This window comes from Chlorogloea sp. CCALA 695 (assembly GCF_003003885.1).
Taxonomy (GTDB): Bacteria; Cyanobacteriota; Cyanobacteriia; order Cyanobacteriales; family Chroococcidiopsidaceae; genus Aliterella.
In genome coordinates, this window is sequence record NZ_PVWN01000008.1 from 74,399 (window position 1) to 92,454 (window position 18,056).

Consider the following 18,056-nt stretch of genomic DNA (forward strand, 5'->3'; position numbering starts at 1 on the left):
ATTGGTAATTGGTAATTGGTAATTGGTAATTGCTTAGGATTACTCATTCATTAGCCAATACTGTTTTGCATGGCAAGCATCAAAGCGTAAGAGTTGCAGATCTCCTTGAGTTAAAACCATTTGAGGCGAGACGGGCGTTAGGGCTAAAGAAGTAATAATACTTTTACCGACAGCTTGGGCTAATAGTGGAGGTACAGAATTGCCTACTTGTCTAAATCCATGCCATTTAGTTTGATGCAGGCGAAACCAGTCAGGAAAAGAATGCAACCGCGCCGCCTCTCTAACTGAAATTACTCGCGGTAAAATTGGGTGAATTGGACGGGGGGAAGTGTGGCTACCGTGATCGCTTCCTGTTCCAGCCCGTAAGGTATGACACAATCCATTTAAGTCTAAGCGGCGCAATTGGCTAATTGGTTCTCTTTGATTAGCGATCGTTGCAGCAAAACGAGCTATAGAAGTTTGATTATGTTGGGTTTGCAGGGAACTTGTAAGCAATTGTGGATTCCACGCGCGCGGGTAAGCAAAATAGTTAGATTCGCGGAGAGTTTGCGCGTACACGCTAATTTTTTGCTCGGCTTGAGCTAATTGCTCAAAACTTAACAGCACTTGATCAGTGGTTTTGAGTTCGGGAAAACTATCTAAATCGGGCAAATCGGCAATCGCATCTACAACTGTAACTAGACCGGCTACAGGTTTGGGAAAATAAATCCTAATTCCAGCTTGTGCGCCGCAAAAAAACAGTCTTTTGCGTCTTTGGGGTACGCCAAAATCCGCCGCATTTAAAATTTGCGCCCTACTATGATACCCATGATGTTTAAACTTATTTTTGAGCTTATTTAACCAAGTTTTGTGTTTCCCGGCTACCATTCCCGGCACATTTTCCATCAAAAAATAGCGGGGATTTAGTTCAAGGACTAAGCGACAAAATTCTAAAACTAAATGATTGCGATCGTCATTTATCAAACGTTTGCCCATGAGTGAAAATCCTTGACAAGGAGGCCCACCAAAAACTAAATCAATTTTTCCGTCCCATAAAGTGTCAGTTTTGTAGTGAGCAATCCAGGCTTTTAAAGCCGCTTGTCTAATGGTATCGGCGGTTACTTGAGTAATATCTTGGCAGATTACTTCTGTGAGGGGAAAATTAAACTTATAGGCGCAAGCATGAACTGGATCGCTTTCTACAGCTACTAATACATCAAATCCTGCTTGCTCTATTCCTAGAGAAAATCCGCCCACCCCGGCAAATAAGTCTATAGCAATGGGACGAGTTGCAAGGGTTGTTTTTCCATTGTCGATTACTTCTCACCCCTTGCCTCTAATAGTTGGAAAATTTCGGAGGCAGCGCGATCGCATACTCCCACTTCTCCTAAAGATAAGCGCATTTGTTTGTATGCGTCTAGAGTTTCTTGGCGACGAATAGGATTAAGCAATAATTCTAGAGCTATTTGGACAATATTTTCGGGCGTGGCTTGTTCTTGGAGCAATTCTGGCACGATGGGCTTCATTTCTACCAAGTTGGGCGGCGACATAAAGGGAATGGAAAACTTTAACAATCGAGCGATCGCAATTGTTAAGCTACTAACGCGATAAATCACTACTTGTGGCACGTTTAGCAGTGCAATTTCTAAATTCACCGTTCCCGACTTAGTTATTGCTAAATCAGCAGCAGCAATAGCTTCAGTCGTTTGACCACAAACAATAGTAGCTTGCAAACCGTAAGAGGCGATCGCCTTTTCAATCGGTTGGCGATAGATTTCTAAAGCTAAAGGAATCAAAAACCGCACGTTGGGTAACTGAGATTGAATTTGCTTCGCCGCCTCAAACATTGCTGGAAGCAAGTATTTCAACTCTTGGCGACGAGAAGCGGGAATCAGGGCGATCGCGGTTGTTTCTGGCGCAAGGCTTAGTAATTTCCGGGCAACTTCCCGACTTGGGGCATTTTGCATCCGATCAACTAAAGGATGCCCTACCCAGCTAACATTTGCGCCCCGCTTTTCAAAATAACGGGCTTCTTCAGGAAAAATTGCTAGTAACTTATTACTAATTTCAATAATTCGCGTTGTTGCCCGCGCCGTCACTGACCACACCCAGACCTGGGGGGCAATATAGTAAACTACAGGCACTTGGGGCAGCGATGAATGAATGTAACTGCCGATTTTCATGTTGGGGCCCATGTAGTCAATTAGCACGACCAGATCGGGCGGTTGAGCCTTTAAAGATGCAATCGCTTGTTTTTGGAGTTGAAGAGTTGGCAAAATAAAAGGCAGCGCTTCTAATAGTCCCATCGAGCCAATGCTGCTAGTATTGCCTAATAAAATTGCTCCCGCCGCCGCCATTTTAGCGCCCCCTAAAGCAACAATTTCTAACTCTACCCCTGCTTTAATGGCTTGACGCTTGAGGGAGGTAATTAACAACGCACCTTGTAAATCTCCCGATACTTCCCCAGTGCTAATAAAAATTCTGACTTTCTTTATTTGCTCAATTAGATTAAAAGCCATTAATTCTTGCGTGGACTCCGACCGGGTATACAACCGCGCCGCTCTGACCTTTGCGATAATTGCAAAAACTCGCGCAGATGTTGAATGTAATCGTTATCTGGCAATAGTTCTAATTGTTCTAACGCCGCACTAATTGTTAAATTTGAGCGGTAAAGACTGCGGAAAGCTTTTTTTAAAGTTTGAAAAACTGCCCCTTGGTCTAACTCTGATATTCCCGCCCGTTTTAGACCCACTAAATTGAGGCTGCGGACTCTGGCGGGACTACCTTCTACTAACATATAAGGCGGGACATCGCGGTCAATACGACTCATACCACCCACCATGGCTAACTTGCCAATATGCACAAACTGATGAATGCCCAAAACACCGCCAATAGTAGCTCTTGACTCTATTTTTACGTGACCTGCTAAAGCAACACTGTTAGCAATAACGACATAATCGGCGATCGCGCAATTGTGAGCTACATGAGTATAAGCCATTAATAAATTGCGATCGCCAATTACCGTTGCTTCTCCTTCCCCCGTAGCGCGATTAATTGTCACGTACTCGCGGATGCGGTTATAGTTGCCAATTTTTACCCAACTCAAAGACCCATCATACTTAAGGTCTTGGGGTTCAAGTCCAATAGCAGCGCCGGGGAAAATTTGATTTCCTTGTCCTATCTCTGTAGGGCCTTCTAAAACAACATGAGCGCCGATGATAGTTTCAGAGCCAACTTTAACTTGTTTGCCAATTACCGCGTAGGGCCCAACTTGAACGGTAGGATGCAATTCTGCGCCAGGATGAATTACAGAAGTAGGATGAATTAAGGTCTTCAAAGATAGGTCTCCAACGAGAAGCAGAGGTTAGTTGTAGTGGCTGTTAGGATAATTTTGCTTAGTTTAATCGACTAAAGAGAACATCAATTCGCCTTCGCTAACTAATTGCCCATCTACCACGGTACGAGCTTGCATTTTACCGAAACGACGGCGTTTGACGCATAACAGTTCCACAGTCATAATTAAGCGATCTCCTGGGACAACGGGGCGGCGAAACCTAACTTTATCAATCCCCGCAAACAAAAATAGTCCCCCTTCCATTTCTGGCAATTGAGTTAGTACAATTCCGCCCACTTGCGCCATTGCTTCAACGATTAATACTCCTGGCATCATTGGTCTTCCGGGAAAATGCCCTTGAAAATGCGGTTCGTTGAAGGTAACGTTTTTAATCCCCACAGCCCGTTTTCCCGGTACGTATTCAATAATCCGGTCTACAAGGGCAAAAGGGTAGCGGTGAGGTAGCAATTTTTGGATTTCTTCAACATTAAAAACTGTTTTTAATGGGGTATTTTCATCAATAGGGCTGGCTGATTCTGCCATTAATTCTAAGTTAGTTAGGGCGGTTTTCATGGGAGTCAAAAACGTGCAGGACTAGAAATGTAATTTTATCTTTAGCGGGGACATTTTATAGAGAACTTGAGCAAGTTTTTTGCTGAGGAAATAGCTCAAGCTGTGCGGGTTAATATTCCCCCTTCTCCTCATCTTCTAAGCTTTCCTCTAATAGTTGGGCTAGTTGAATATGTAAATTATGGCTGGCTTTGTAAGCCAAAAAATGAGCAACAGGCAAATTTTTCACTAAGCTCAAATCTCCCACTAAGTCTAAAATTTTATGACGTGCTGGTTCATTTGCAAATCGCAAAGGAGGATTTAGCCAGCCCAGAGCGCGATCGCAAACTAAAGCATTATCTAAGTTTCCGCCCTTAATTAAACCTTGTTGCTGTAATGCCTCGATTTGGTGAGCCAAACCAAACGTCCGCGCCGGGGCAATTTCTTGGGCAAAAGAATTGTCTTCTAGCGGCGTTTCTTGCCAGCTATGCCATTGATTGCCAATAGCTGCTACATCAAAATCAATTCCGTAGGTAAAGCGGGTTACTGGGGCGGGGAGAGCGGCTACAAAGGCATCTTGATGGCGTACCCAAATCGGCTGCGTTAATAGCGGTGGCGATCGCCTGGGCAAAGATTCTACTAACCCAACAGAGGCAATTTCCTCTACCCATCTTTGGGCAGAACCTTCTAATAAAGGCACTTCTAACCCATCTATTTCAATTCGGGCATCATCCACCCCCATACCTGCTAAGGCGGCAAGCAGATGTTCTACCGTGCGAACGCCAGAGTCTTTTTCCCCTAATTGGGTCGATAAAACTGTATTAGTTACAGACGCTACTGTAGCTGGAATAACTGGCTTTTGGGGCAAGTCTACCCGCACAAAATAGCGCCCTTGTCCTGGAGCAGGTAAAACCCGCACGGTAGTAGTAACACCGCTATGCAACCCCACCCCCGACAGGCTAAATTGGTCAGCTAGAGTATGTTTATTTACCTTTTGCCCCTCACCCATTAGAATCTTTCTCCTATACCAAAGTGCAAGCGGCTATCGCCTTCATCAGTAAAACCATAATCGATCCGAATTGGGCCTAGAGGCGATTGAACTCTTACCCCCAAGCCGTAGCCAAAACCGCTACCAGATTTCCCCCTTACTCCGGCTGGATCTCCAGGAACTTCGCTACCACTACCTAAGTCTGTACCCACATCAAAAAATAGCGCGCCGCCGACAATTGAGAACACAGGAAAGCGGTATTCAGCAGTAGCTTGCACAAAACTCCGTCCGCTACCTAAGTCGCCTTCATCGTAGCCTCGTACCGAGTTGCTACCCCCTAATAGGAAAGCTTCGTAAGGTGGCAAATCTCCTAATACTGTACCGCCTTGAATATTAAAAGCTAAAGCTTGCGGCCCTTTGCTGAAATTAATGAAGCTGACGGGGAAGTATTGACTATAGCTGCCCCGGACTCGATTTAGTAAGATATTACCTGCCCCTATAGGCACAGATTGTTCAACGCCAAACCGGACTAGGGAGCCGCTAGTTGGTCTGAGTGGATCGTTACGGCGATCGCGTACTGCCCCAGCTTGCAAGGTTAATAAATCGTCCGTACCGTCGCCACTAAAACTTAAGTCATTACCTAGTTCATCTCTGGGACTAAGTTCGCCATCCGAGTCGCGGATCGATACCCGTTGATATTCCAAGCCTGCTGAGGCTGTCCATTCTGACTTGCGGAGAGGGTCTTTGGACAAAGGACGAGTAAAGTTTACGCCGCCGCCAAGCCGCAGAATTCGGGGACGATCTCCATTCGGCAGAGTAACTTCATCTTCATCTTCGCCGCCGTCAAAAATTAGAGAAGTTGTACGCCGTCTAAAAGAATTAACGGTATAAGATGTCCTGTAAGGATCGCCACCAATCCAGGGATCTGTAAACCGCAAATCAAATAGTAGTTCTCGCTGACCAATTTGAAATTCTGCGCCCAAGTCTTGATTATTGCCGCCCAAGTTTTGCTGTTGATAGCTCAAACTACCAAATAAGCCGCTTGAGGAACTAAAACCCGCACCCGCACCTACAGAGCCGCTATTTTTCTCGTCTACGTTAACGACTACAATTACCTTGCGCGGGTCTTCACCGGGGTTGAGCGACACATTCACGTCTTCAAACAAACCCAGCCCAAATACTCTTTGTAGGTCTCTTTGGACGGTAGTGCGATTAAAAACTTGTCCAGGCTTTAGTTCTAGTTCGCGGGTAACGATAAATTCACGAGTGCGCCCTTTAATTGGCTTGCCTTCTTCGTCGGTGTCTTCTCCGTCTTTGTTGCGGAAGCTAACTTGAATATCCTCAATTACGCCTTCAGCTATTACCAAAGTCACCGTGCCATCAGTGGCTACTTCTGGAGCCTCATTTACTTGGGCTAAAACATAGCCGTTGTCTTGATACCATTTATTTAATTGTTTGATTCCTTCTTGAAAGCGGCGCAAATTTAGAATGCTGCCGTATTGTTCTTTGAATATGTCATCAATAATTTTTGCGGGTAGTACCGATGGGATTTCTGTCCCGGCATTTGCCTGTACTCGCACAGAGCGTAAAATTGGATTGGGTTGGACGATAAATGTTACTCGCACTCCCAAAGCTGTATCTTCTGGTTCGGCGCTAACGTTAGCAAAAAACCCGGTGGCAAAAATAGCGTTGATGTCTGTTTGTAATTGCGATCGCGTTGCCGTGCGTCCTGGTTGAGTTTTGATTACTTGATATACTTGGTTTTCAAGTTCAGTAGTTAGTTGCCCTTCTTGACCTTGAACTAATACTTCTCCGACTAACACCTCTGGATTTGGCTCTGAGCCTGCTTCGGGGGCGGCATTATCTGGTGCTGGGGTAGCGTTGTCTGGTGCTTGGGGGTTTGGGGCTGGAGTATTGTTGTCAATCGTTGGGCTTTGACTTCCTGGAGTGATATCAAATTCTAGTTGATTGGGGGTTTCCTGTTGCGGTGAGCCTTCCGTTCCTGGAGCAGGTATTATTGGTGCGGGGGGATTTACCGGGGAATTTGTATCGGTTGTCGATTGGTTGGGCGTAGTAGAAGGGGTTGTATTCGTGGGAGTTTGGGCTAGTTCTTGCCCAGCTATCGTCTCTACTACCACACTATTACTCACCGTTGAGTTTACCTGCAACTTTTCAGCTTTCAGCGCCGGAGTTTTTTTAATAACGGGTTGTCCTTGAGCAATTTCTGGAGCCAAAATTGAATTAAAGGCTGAAATTCCTACGACTAACCATAATGCAGCCTGTAAAGGGCGGCTTAACATCCAACGAGCAGAAATTATTGAGATTTTATTGAAATTATTTAACACTTCCACACACCATAAGTTAGAGCTATAAGAAACTTTTTGAAGACTTGGCACTGTTCTTTGTTCCTCAGTTATTAAACTTCAACAAAAAACCTTACTTTTTTTTCTACTTACTCCTAAAATTAGACTGGGCTAAAACTCTTTCTAAAACTTGCTCGTAGGCATTTTCTACTTTACCTAAGTCTTGACGAAAGCGATCTTTATCCATTACGCGATTTTGGGGATCGGATTCTAAATTGTCCCAAAGGCGGCAAGTATCGGGGCTAATTTCATCAGCTAAAAGTAGTTGTCCATTACTATCAGTGCCAAACTCTAATTTGAAGTCTACTAAAGTCAAGTTACAGTTTGAGAAAAATTCGCATAGAGCGCGATCGCACTTTTTGGCAAGTTCTTGTAATTGGTCAATTTGCTCACTAGTTGCGAGTTTTAGTAATAATAGGCGATCGTGGGTCAATAAAGGATCTCCCAAAGCATCATTTTTGTAATAAAACTCTACCAATGGTTGAGCTAATACCGTTCCCAATGGCAATCCTGTTTGTTGACATAGACTACCCGCAGCAATGTTCCTGACTACCACTTCTAGGGGCAAAATTTTTACTTTTTTTACCCGCATTTGGTTTAAACTTGGGCAGTCGATCAAGTGAGTAGCAATGCCACACTGTTCCAAATATTGAAATAACACTTGAGATATCTGGCAATTAATTTTACCTTTCCCGTCGATAGTGCCGCGTTTGAGCGCATTAAAAGCGGTAGCATCGTCTTTAAAATCAGCAATAACAATTTCCGAGTCTTCGGTAGCGTAAATAATTTTCGCTTTGCCTTCGTAGATTTTGGTGCGAGACATGATAGTTTCAATGATGGCAATAAACCTACAAAAAGCAGGCTTAACTATTCTACCTGTGGTTTGCAACCAAGGTAATTCTAGTTACTTTCTTGCCCAAAATTCCAATCCTTCGACTTTGTTTGTATTGTTAAAATACTCGCGCTCTTGGGCAATCAAGGCTTCAGCGGCTTTTACATCTAAGGGTCTTGAGAAATAGTATCCTTGGGCGGAGTTACATTTTAGCGATTTGAGTTGATACATTTGAGTTTTGGTTTCCACTCCTTCCGCGATGGTATCCATGCCCAAATTCCAAGCAAGTCCAACCACCGTGCGGATAATTTCTATTTTGCCTAATTCTGTATCAACGTCAGTAACAAAAGAGCGGTCAATTTTCAACGTATCAATCGGGAAACTATGCATATAGCTTAAAGATGAGTAGCCCGTACCAAAATCATCTAAAGACAACCGCACGCCCATTTGCCGCATTTGTACGAGCATAGCATTCACGCGCTCGGCATTTTCTACCAATACGCTTTCAGTAATTTCTAGCTTTAAAAAGCGGCTTTCTAGCCCAGTTATTTGGAGAGCTTTTTCGATTTGGTCGAGCAAATCTGCCTGAGTAAACTGTTTAGTAGATAGGTTGACGCTGATAGTTAAAGATGGTTTGCCAAAAAACTGCTCTTGCCAGGATTTTAATTGACGGCAAGCCTCCTCTAGCGTCCAGTAGCCGATAGCATTGATTAAGCCTGTAGCTTCAGCCATCGGAATAAATTGGACAGGAGACACTAAACCGCGCTCTGGGTGGTGCCAACGAATTAGAGCCTCAAAGCCAACAATACGGAAGTTTTTGAGCGATACAATTGGCTGATAGCACAAAACAAATTCCTGTCGTCCGAGCGCTCCTCTTAAATCGTTTTCTAGTTGCAGTATCCCCAGCGCCTTAGAATGGAGAGTGGGATCAAAAATTTGGTAGTATTGCCCACCATTTCTGTGGGTTTTTACGCCATACATTGTCATATCTGCATCGCGTAAAATGTCCTCTGCTTGCTTGTAACCAGTGCTGCTTAAAGCGATGCCCATACTAACGGTACTAAATACTTCGTTGCCCCCAATATTAAAGGGTAAGGTGAGTTGATTTTGAATCCGCTCCGCCGCTTGGGTAGCATTGTCAATACCTTTGATGTTGTCAAGTAAAACTGTAAATTCGTCTCCACCTAAGCGCGCAACAGTATCTCCAGGACGCACGCAAGATTCTAAGGTACGGGCTACAGCTACGAGCAAGCGATCGCCTATTTCATGACCTAACGTATCATTTACTACCTTAAATCTGTCTAAGTCTAAAAACAGGACGGCAAATAAATAATTTTGATCGTCGGCAGTACGAGCAAGCACTTCCTCTAAACGATCCATAAATAGACGGCGATTGGCTAACCCCGTCAAACTATCGTGGCAGGAATCGTACCTTAATTGAGCTTCGGCGACTTTTTTCTCGGTAATATCTGTTTGAGAGCCAGCAAAACGGTGGGGCTTGCCTGTGGAGTCGCCAACGGCTAATCCTCGTACTAGCATCCAGCGTGTTAATCTGTTTTTGTGCTGGATGCGGTACTCATTTTCTAGATAGGGAACTTTTCCTTCTAGATGGGAAGCGATCGCATTTTTTAATTGCTCGATATCTTCTGGGTGGACGCGACTAAACCAGTCTTCTTTTTTGTTACCAATTTCTCCAGTGCTTAAACCCAACATTGTTCGCCAGCGAGGCGAAAAATAAATTTCCTCAGTTACTAAATTCCAATCCCATAGCCCATCGTTAGCCCCTTGAGCGGCTAGGGCGTACCTTTCTTCGCTGGCGCTTAGGGCTTGTTGAGTTACTCGTCTTTCTTCTTCTACACCAATAGCGGCGGCAATTATTCCTAAAATTTTGCGATCGGCATTACTGGGAACAAAGTTTTGTTTGTATAAGGCGCACACTGCACCTATCCTTAAACCTTCACACTTGACAACTTGACCGACATAGGTGTGTAAATTGTATTGCTGTACATTTGGTTCGGTTTGGGCATATTTTGTATTGAGTAAATCGTTGAGAATAACTACTTCATCACTACCACTATTAATTACGTCGTAACAGATGTGCCCCTCCCCACTACTGACCCCGTTATAGCCTTTTGGAGTCTGCCATTGACCTACGGAGTATAGTGTTCCCTCATCTAAGCGACTATATAAAGCGCAGTTTGCGGCTAATAATTCTCCACATAAAGCGGCAAGTCGATTAATATTGACCATCGGCTCTGTTTGGAAACTTAAAAAGCATTGATTAATTTTTTCTAATCTTTCTTCAGCTTTTTTGCGTTCGGTAATATTTCTTTTAACTGCGACATGGTGAGTAATTAATCCAGCTAAATTAAATACGGGTGCAATAGTTACGTCTTGGTAGTATAAAGTGCCATCTTTACGTCTACCCGTATAACTGCCGCTCCATACTTGACCATTGCTCAAGGTAACTGCTATTTCTCGATAAAAGGCTGAATCGTGTTTTCCGCTTCTTAGTAAAGCCGCCGAGGTTTGCCCTATTACTTCCGCACGTTTATAGCCAGTGGTTGTCTCAAAGGCAGGATTAACATATATAAACCTTGCTTCGGTGTCGGTAATTTCGATTGCTTCGGCGGCGTGAGAGATTGCTGTAGATAGTAAATTTTTCTCCGCTTCTGCTAGAGCGCGATCGCTCTCCTGGGCTTTTTGTTCGCTAATATCTCCGGCTACACAAACTATGCCTTTAATTTCTCCTGCTTGTCGCATCAACGAACTTGAAAATAACACTGATATTTGTTTGCCATCTTTTTTTAAATAACTTGTTTCTATCCTTTTACTCGATTCTTTTTTTGCAAAAACTTTAGCTATTTCTGCTTCACATAATACTTTTGAAAAAGGCTGATTAATTAATTCTTCTTCTTTGTAACCTAGATAACTTAGTGTTGCTTTATTAAGCTTAATAATTTTTTTATCTTGATCCAAAACAATCAAGCTATCTACAATAGTCTCAATAATATTATCAACATAATCTTTAGAAACTGTCGTTTTCTCCAAAGCTTCGTTCATTTGATTAAAAGCTTTCGCTAAACTGCCAAGCTCATCTTTGTTTTTTATGCTTAAGCGGGTAGCCCAATTACCTTTAGCAATGTTTATGGCGGCTTTCTTTAACTCAACTATGGGTTGAGAAATAGTGCGAGATAGTACGGAACTTAAAATAATACTTAGGGCAAAACTCAGTCCAGCCAGGATGCTAATTACTGTATTGTTATGGGCAATACTTTGTTCAATTTCTTTAGCTTCTTTTATTAATTCTGCTTGGGCATCAATGGAAGCTTCTTCAATTAAGGGAACTATAATCGTTTTAAAATACGGCTCTAAAGATTGGTTTAAAAAGCTTTCTGCTTTTATACTATCTGTATTATTTAGATTCAAATATTGATTTACAAGCTGACTATAATTAGTCAGTTTTTTACCAAGGTTATTTATAGTTACTACTTCATTCTTTTCTTGCTGAATTTCGTTACTTCGCTTAAAGAAACTTCGTTCGCTGATATAAATACTTTGATTGGTAGCGAATTTAAGATTATTGAAGTTCGTTGCAAGATTATTTAATTCTACTTTGATACCTGTATAAATTTCGGCTTTTGTTAGTAGCGCTGGAGTTGGCTCTAAAGCAGAATTATTATGTCTTTGCAAGTAGTTCGCATAACCTTGGATTGCTGTACCAGCAAACTTTATTTGTGTTAAGGCTGTAACTTCTTTGATGGAACTTTGATTGACTTGGGCAATATTGTTAAGAATACTTAAGTTATTAGTGATCGCAAAACAGACAATTATCCCTGCCATTAAGGAAGGAAAGAGAAAGCTAAGAAGTAATTTTTGTTGTATTTTCATCTTTAACTTAGATTTGTGCTTCTCTAACTAGGGAAAATCCTTCGTTACCTATAAAAATCAGCACTATTGAAATAAAAAAGTAAGCCTAAATCTACTCTCGATTTTGGCTTACTTTTGTCAAAGCAGCAACCTAGGGTGCTAAAAGTGTAAATTTATTTTTCAAAATCTAAGTAATTTCAACTAATAAAAGTCACAACTTAAACCTAAATAGTGATAAATATCACTGATTTTTGAGAAAATAAAAAGCGCTGTCTCAATAACTTTTGATGCTAGAAAAATCTCTCCTTTCTCGTAGCAACGATTAAGGACAACGGGGATGAGTGCCACCTTGGAGGCAAATAGCCGCAAGCTGGGTAGTATCTAAGTTTTTAACATTGGTAAAGTCAACGCCTTTGAGTAAAGCCGATTGAGATTCCTCAGTTGGTGCTTGAATAAACCCATCAGCTTGAGCAGATTTTGAATTGGCAAAAATTGCTCCAGCTAAATCGGCTCCCGTTAAATCAGCTTCCCGCAAATCTGCTTGGCTAAGATCAGCATTTCGCAAGCTGACATTTTGCAGTTGTGCTTGGTGCAGGTTAGCATTTTGCATTCGTGCGTAGCTCAAGTTAGCATTGCTAAGATTAGCACGGCTCAAATCTGCCCCGCTTAAATCTGCTCCTTGCCAATCGGTAGCACTTAAATCTGCAAGTTGGAGGTTAGTTTTTAAGGCGCTAACTCGACCTAAACGAGCAGAAGATAGATTAGCTTTAGCTAAATTTGCTCCGGCTAAATTTGCCCCGGTAAGGCTTGCAGAAGTTAATATAGCCTGTTGCAAATCGGCTCCTACCAGTTGAGCGCTGCTAAGGTTAGCACTTGTAAGGTTACTAAACGCTAGGTTAGCTTGGTTGAGATTGGCATGAAACAAGTTAACGCGCTGCATAGAGACGCGGCTAAAGTTTGCGCCAGTAAGAATTGCAAATTTCATTTGCGCGTCGTTGAGGGTAGCAGTGGAATTATTTTCTACACTTTGCCATTGACTATCTACTAAGTTAGCCCGGTCGAGATTTGCTCCGCTTAGGTCAATGCCAGCAAAGTCAATTTGATTGAGGACTAAGCTAAAATTACCAGCCTCACCTAAATTAATCCGCTCTAATTGTACCGAAGTCAATTTGCCGCTATAAATGGAGAGAATTTCGGCGATCGCATTTTGGGTAGCTACAAGCTGAAGGCGGCTAGAAGCATCAAAATTATTGGCGCTTGACAAATTCAACCGTTGCAACGCTGGCAATGCCTCCGTACCGCTTGCAACCAATGCTTGTTGAATCACCTTAGTTAATTCTGGGTTAGTCGATTGTGCCAATAAATTAACTAACAACTGCTTGGCTTGGGGATTGTTTACTGTACCCAGATTTAAAATTGCTTCAGTGCGCTGGGTTAAAGTGTTCGCTTCGGTAGAATTTAATTGTTTGGTGGCTGCTAATAATTGTTCGCTATTGTACTCAAATTGCCCGCTATCTATTTGCGTGCGAACGTAAAGCCCAGTAGCGATTAAAGTCCCGATTACCGTCCCCACACTACAACTTGCCACAACTGTCAAGGTAAATTTGGGATGGCGACGCATCCAAACCCACAAATCGCGCTGTACTTTTTTTTTCTTAGTTAAGATAATCGCTGCATCGGCAACATGAGCGGCGGGTTTTTTCCAACTGTAAATAGATGTATTCCCCTCCACTGCCTGCCCGTTATTTTCGCCTAAGCGCCCACTATTGGGGGCATAGATGCGACTAGCATTGACAACGTAAGTTCCTGAAATTAGGTCATGCAACGAGCGGCGCTGGCGGTCAAATCGGGCGCTAATACCTTCTCCTAACACCATTACCCCCGCTAAGACGGCAAGCACGCCAGGATCAGGAAATAAGCCACTACAACGCCATACTGTGTAGGCAATAGATAACGGCAACCCCCAAGCGACTACCCCTTCGCGGAGGACAATTTTTGCTAATCCTGGGGGTTTTCCGGCGGTAGTAACTACGCGAATACCTAGCCAGCGTTTGGGCAATGTGCTGCCAGTTTTGGCGAGTAGATATATTTGCCAGCTACCTAGTAACAGGGGGGTTAAAAGAGCCGCAGACCAGAGTAAATTAGTTAATGGTGGAACTTCTTTAACTTCTTTACTTGCAGGCAAAGCAAAGGTACTTGTGATTACTTTCTCAGTTGCTACGAGGACTGGGTTTAATGGTACTTGCTCTGCTAAATGGGTTTTGGCATAGATTCCCATGCTATAAGGAACTATAGTGCTACTAGCAATTATTGATATTTCGATCGCCCAAGCTGCAAAACGTCTAGTCACTAATGGTAGTGGTTTTAGCTTTACTTGCTTATAATTGCGATCGCCTCCTCTCCTCACACTTGGATTAGCCATTTTATATCCTTAATATAAAGTTTTGATTTCCCTACCTAGCGTTGGAATTACTTTTCTATTTTTTGAGAGTTACGAGCTACCAAAAACTGATATCCAAAATATACAATCAACCCTAAAAACGCTAGGCTAAACAGCGTTGCGACTAAGCTTAATAAGCTTTTGAGTATGGCAAATCCAACTATAGTCCCAACGCCGACTACAATTATCTTTCCCACGTTGGGTAAAGACTTAAACAAGCTGATAAACTGATTTAATCCTGCTACAGAATTGTTGCTGGTTTTGCTTGGGGTTGCTACCGGGTGGGTGTTAGTAGGCAGTGAAACTTCTAGTTCTTGCAAACGACGCTGTAAGTCTTGTTCGCTTTCTTCAGTATTCATTTTTGGTTGGCGTTAGCTATAACTATCTTTAGTCACAAATTATAAGTCGGCAAACATTTTTTGGTGAGGAAACTTTAGCAAATTTTTTTATTGCAAACTGCATCCTAGCGAACAACTAAAAAGTTGTGCTTCTCTATACCATTTTCTTTACTGGGGATGAATAATTATATAAGTTATTGGCTAATTTATTGTGTAGAAATATTAAGAGTAAGTTAGCTAATTATCGATATTTTTGTCTAGTCAATTTAGCTTCAATCATCCCGCGATTGGCTAGAAACTTCCACCGCTTGCACGTCAATAGTCCCCGCCGGAGTAAAGCGATTAAACTTACCTTGAATTACTTGCAAAGGTTCAGAGCAATTAGGACATGGCAATTGAGTTTTATTTAAACCTGTAAATTCGTAATGACAGACGGGACAATTATCTTGAATTAGGTTGCTTTGCAGCCAAAAGCGAAAGCCAAAAAAGCCTAAAACGGGTACTAATATCAGTAATCCCACCAAAATTAGAAACCAATTGACAAGCCACCCTAAGCCAACAGTACCAATTAGCCAAGCAACGCCAATAATAGCAATCCACCGTCCTAAATTAGAAATATTGAGATCGAAAGATTTAAGACTCATTTTCAGATAATTTTAATTGCGCTATCTCTAGGATAACTAATCGCTGCGGTGTATTAAAAATAGCCAGCGCCGCAAGCTACCTTTAGTAAACGTCAAGTATCTTTTGGCGTGGGTGAGGGGATTTAAGTATCGGTTGATTAAAGACGTTAGATTGCTTGATGTTTGTAAACGCCACTGGCTGAGAATATTTAAACTACCATCGAGATACTTTTGCTTGCAAGTTTGGCGTTGAATTTTGCCACTAGAGGTTTTGGGTATGTTACCAGGTTTGAGCAGAGCGATCGCATAAATATCGATTAAATGTTGGTCAAATACCGCCCACCGGACAGTTTCAGCTATATCTTTAGCTAAAATATGGCGATAATTGCGTTCTAATTCTTGGACAATAACTAGCTTTTCTTCCCCATCTACTTCAACGGAAAAAGCTGCACCGCAGTTAGGTTTTAAGGCGGGATGACATTGTTCTACGGTTTGTTCGATGTGTTGCGGATAGTGGTTGAATCCCCAAAATACCAAAACATCGTACTGACGACCAACAATAAATAGTTCGCCATCAGCTAAAAAGCCTAAGTCGCCAGTACGCAAAAAGCAGCCTAATTGCGGATTGTCGGGAAAGGAAGCTTGAAAAGTGTGGTTTGTCTGTTCAGTTAGATTCCAGTAACCTTTACCGATTCCGCAACTTGAAACCCAGATTTCTCCAACTTGATTATCTTGGCATTGGGTTAAAGAATGGGGATTTGCGATCGCAATTGTGTCACTTAACCAAGATTTACCACAACTAACAAGGCTTTTTACCCCTTCTCTGTAACTATCTACGGTAATTACTTGATTTTTTTCTAAGGCGGCTTTTTCAACATATTTAATTACTGGTAGCGTAGTTTTTTCACCCCCAGAAATCAGCAACGTAGCCTCCGCCATCCCGTAGCAGGGGTAAAAGGCTTCGCTACGAAAACCACAGCTTGCAAATGCCTTTACGAAGCGCTCCATAGTCTCAACGCGCACGGGTTCAGCGCCAGTAAAAGCTACATCCCAACTACTCAAATCTAAATTTTGTTTTTGCGCCGGGGTAACATGATCACACAGTAACTCGTAAGCAAAATTGGGAGCGCCGCTAGTAGTTGCACCGTAACGAGATATGGCTTGTAGCCAAAGCACGGGTTTTTGCACAAAAGCAATGGGTGAAAGGAAAATGCAAGGCATTCCTACATACAACGATTGCAGTACATTACCAATAAGTCCCATATCGTGAAATAAAGGCAACCAACCGACACCAATAGATTTTTCGGTATGACAAAAGGCTAGTTGCAAGATTTTTTGATTGTGTAGTACGCAATCATGGGTAATCATGACACCTTTAGGCACTCCCGTAGAACCAGAAGTATATTGCAAAAAAGCTAAGGTATCGCCACTTATATTTGGTTCTCGCCAGTCGGTATTTGAGTAAGGCTCGTCAGTAGTTAGCCATTCTAAAGGTGCAAGGGTTCCTAGCTGATTTTTGAGCTTAGATTTAAGGTTTTTGGTAGTTAAAACAATTTTTGCTTGAGAAGACGTTAAACGCGCCGCTAAATCATTGCTGGCGTGGCGGTTGCGCGGGGGATGACAGGGTACAGCAATTACTTTTGCGTACAAACAGCCAAAGAAAGCGGCGATAAATTCCAACCCGCCATCGTAGGGATAGACTAAAAGGGCAATGCTAACTCTTTTTGATTGTAGGTTTGCAGCGATCGCGCGAGCTTGTAAATCTAACTCTTGATAAGTTACGCTAACGCTTGCGTCTCCATCTGTTAAAAAAGTATAAGCAGTGCAATTACTTTGGTGCTGGGAGCGATATCGCAATAATTCTACTAAATTTAAGTAATCTTTTTCGCCGGACATTAGCTGTAAATTCTAATTAAATATTATGTTTGCTCAAAAACACGCGATCGTTACTGGTGGTTCTAGTGGTATTGGTAAAGCTACAGCGCAATTATTAGCAAGTCTTGGCAGCCATATTACAATTATTGGGCGCGATCGCACCAGGCTTGAAGCTGCAAAAGTTGAGATTTTGTCAAAATGCTTAGATTCAAACCAGCAAGTTATTACTTTAAGCGCTGATGTAGCCGATGGAGTGCAAGCAACCGCAGCAATTAATACTGCAATCGAGCGCAATGGCTTACCTAACTTTTTAATTAATTCGGCGGGAATCGCACACCCTGGCTACTTTCAAGAGTTACCCCTAGAAATATTTGAGCAGACAATGGCAATTAATTACTTTGGATCTCTTTATTGTATTAAAGCAGCATTGCCAGCGATGCAACCAAACAGTCATATCGTTTTAGTTTCGTCGGGTGCGGGTTTAATTGGCATTTATGGGTATAGTGCCTATAGTCCTAGTAAGTTTGCGGTGCGGGGTTTGGCGGAATCTTTGCGCGGTGAATTGAAGGGTTTGGGAGTAGGAATATCAATTATTTATCCACCAGATACAGACACTCCTCAACTTGCAGAAGAAAATAAGACTAAACCACCAGCAACAAAGCTAATTACTGCTACAGCAAAGGTTTGGAGTGCGGAAGCGGTGGCTAAAGAGATTGTTAAGGGAATAGAGAAAAAAACTTTTGCGATCGCACCTGGTTTAGAACTTACTATATTAAATAAATTCCACAGTCTCATTGCTCCAGGATTAAACTATTATTTTGACCGTCTGATTGCTAAAAGTAAAACTTAATTGGGTAATTGGTAA

The 18,056-nt window shown here is 42.4% G+C and carries 13 protein-coding genes; 1 reads left to right on the top strand and 12 read right to left on the bottom strand.

Annotation, left to right across the window (positions count from 1 at the left end):
• Positions 1-39: 39 nt before the first annotated feature.
• From C7B70_RS06540 to C7B70_RS06595, 12 genes are all read right to left on the bottom strand, one after another.
• Positions 40-1,296 (bottom strand): DNA cytosine methyltransferase, encoded by a 1,257-nt coding sequence (locus C7B70_RS06540; protein ID WP_106368253.1) that lies wholly within the window; start codon positions 1,294-1,296, stop codon positions 40-42.
• Positions 1,296-2,498, bottom strand: coding sequence for a lipid-A-disaccharide synthase (lpxB, locus tag C7B70_RS06545; RefSeq protein ID WP_106368254.1), 1,203 nt, complete (start codon positions 2,496-2,498; stop codon positions 1,296-1,298). The genes C7B70_RS06540 and lpxB overlap by 1 nt, the downstream gene beginning before the upstream one ends.
• Positions 2,498-3,340, bottom strand: coding sequence for an acyl-ACP--UDP-N-acetylglucosamine O-acyltransferase (lpxA, locus tag C7B70_RS06550; protein WP_369831829.1), 843 nt, complete (start codon positions 3,338-3,340; stop codon positions 2,498-2,500). Before lpxA ends, lpxB begins: the two co-directional genes overlap by 1 nt.
• Before the next feature lie 39 nt (positions 3,341-3,379).
• A complete protein-coding gene (fabZ, locus tag C7B70_RS06555) occupies positions 3,380-3,895 on the bottom strand; it encodes a 3-hydroxyacyl-ACP dehydratase FabZ (protein ID WP_369831826.1) in 516 nt (171 codons plus the stop codon).
• A 100-nt stretch (positions 3,896-3,995) separates the two neighbouring features.
• Positions 3,996-4,871 carry a UDP-3-O-acyl-N-acetylglucosamine deacetylase gene (gene lpxC, locus C7B70_RS06560; protein WP_106368257.1) on the bottom strand — a complete coding sequence of 292 codons (876 nt, stop codon included), beginning with the start codon at positions 4,869-4,871 and terminating at the stop codon, positions 3,996-3,998.
• Complete coding sequence (locus C7B70_RS06565; protein WP_233220840.1) at positions 4,871-7,246, bottom strand: BamA/TamA family outer membrane protein; 2,376 nt, start codon at positions 7,244-7,246, stop codon at positions 4,871-4,873. The genes lpxC and C7B70_RS06565 overlap by 1 nt, the downstream gene beginning before the upstream one ends.
• A 52-nt stretch (positions 7,247-7,298) precedes the next feature.
• Complete coding sequence (gene purC / locus C7B70_RS06570; protein ID WP_106368314.1) at positions 7,299-8,036, bottom strand: phosphoribosylaminoimidazolesuccinocarboxamide synthase; 738 nt, start codon at positions 8,034-8,036, stop codon at positions 7,299-7,301.
• Positions 8,037-8,117: 81 nt separating this feature from the next.
• Positions 8,118-11,936, bottom strand: coding sequence for an EAL domain-containing protein (locus C7B70_RS06575; RefSeq protein ID WP_106368258.1), 3,819 nt, complete (start codon positions 11,934-11,936; stop codon positions 8,118-8,120).
• A gap of 301 nt (positions 11,937-12,237) precedes the next feature.
• A complete protein-coding gene (locus tag C7B70_RS06580; RefSeq protein WP_106368259.1) occupies positions 12,238-14,337 on the bottom strand; it encodes a pentapeptide repeat-containing protein in 2,100 nt (699 codons plus the stop codon).
• A gap of 47 nt (positions 14,338-14,384) precedes the next feature.
• Positions 14,385-14,714: a hypothetical protein gene (locus tag C7B70_RS06585; RefSeq protein ID WP_106368260.1), complete on the bottom strand. Its 330-nt coding sequence runs from the start codon at positions 14,712-14,714 to the stop codon at positions 14,385-14,387.
• Between the two features lie 251 nt (positions 14,715-14,965).
• On the bottom strand, positions 14,966-15,337 hold the full coding sequence (locus tag C7B70_RS06590) for a hypothetical protein (RefSeq protein WP_106368261.1): 372 nt from the start codon (positions 15,335-15,337) through the stop codon (positions 14,966-14,968).
• Between the two features lie 36 nt (positions 15,338-15,373).
• The gene (locus C7B70_RS06595) at positions 15,374-17,212 is read right to left on the bottom strand and encodes a fatty acyl-AMP ligase (RefSeq protein ID WP_106368262.1); all 1,839 of its coding nucleotides are present in this window, start codon (positions 17,210-17,212) and stop codon (positions 15,374-15,376) included.
• Between the two features lie 25 nt (positions 17,213-17,237).
• Between C7B70_RS06595 and C7B70_RS06600 the strand changes: the two genes are divergently transcribed.
• On the top strand, positions 17,238-18,041 hold the full coding sequence (locus C7B70_RS06600; RefSeq protein WP_106368263.1) for an SDR family oxidoreductase: 804 nt from the start codon (positions 17,238-17,240) through the stop codon (positions 18,039-18,041).
• The last annotated feature ends 15 nt before the right edge of the window (positions 18,042-18,056 follow it).

Excerpts from the sequence above, each read along its gene's own strand:
- lpxB (WP_106368254.1), bottom strand. The coding sequence starts at position 2,498 with ATGGCTTTTAATCTAATTGAGCAAATAAAGAAAGTCAGAATTTTTATT.
- lpxC (WP_106368257.1), bottom strand. The coding sequence starts at position 4,871 with ATGGGTGAGGGGCAAAAGGTAAATAAACATACTCTAGCTGACCAATTT.
- purC (WP_106368314.1), bottom strand. The coding sequence starts at position 8,036 with ATGTCTCGCACCAAAATCTACGAAGGCAAAGCGAAAATTATTTACGCT.
- C7B70_RS06575 (WP_106368258.1), bottom strand. The coding sequence starts at position 11,936 with ATGAAAATACAACAAAAATTACTTCTTAGCTTTCTCTTTCCTTCCTTA.
- C7B70_RS06580 (WP_106368259.1), bottom strand. The coding sequence starts at position 14,337 with ATGGCTAATCCAAGTGTGAGGAGAGGAGGCGATCGCAATTATAAGCAA.
- C7B70_RS06585 (WP_106368260.1), bottom strand. The coding sequence starts at position 14,714 with ATGAATACTGAAGAAAGCGAACAAGACTTACAGCGTCGTTTGCAAGAA.
- C7B70_RS06590 (WP_106368261.1), bottom strand. The coding sequence starts at position 15,337 with ATGAGTCTTAAATCTTTCGATCTCAATATTTCTAATTTAGGACGGTGG.
- C7B70_RS06595 (WP_106368262.1), bottom strand. The coding sequence starts at position 17,212 with ATGTCCGGCGAAAAAGATTACTTAAATTTAGTAGAATTATTGCGATAT.
- C7B70_RS06600 (WP_106368263.1), top strand. The coding sequence starts at position 17,238 with ATGTTTGCTCAAAAACACGCGATCGTTACTGGTGGTTCTAGTGGTATT.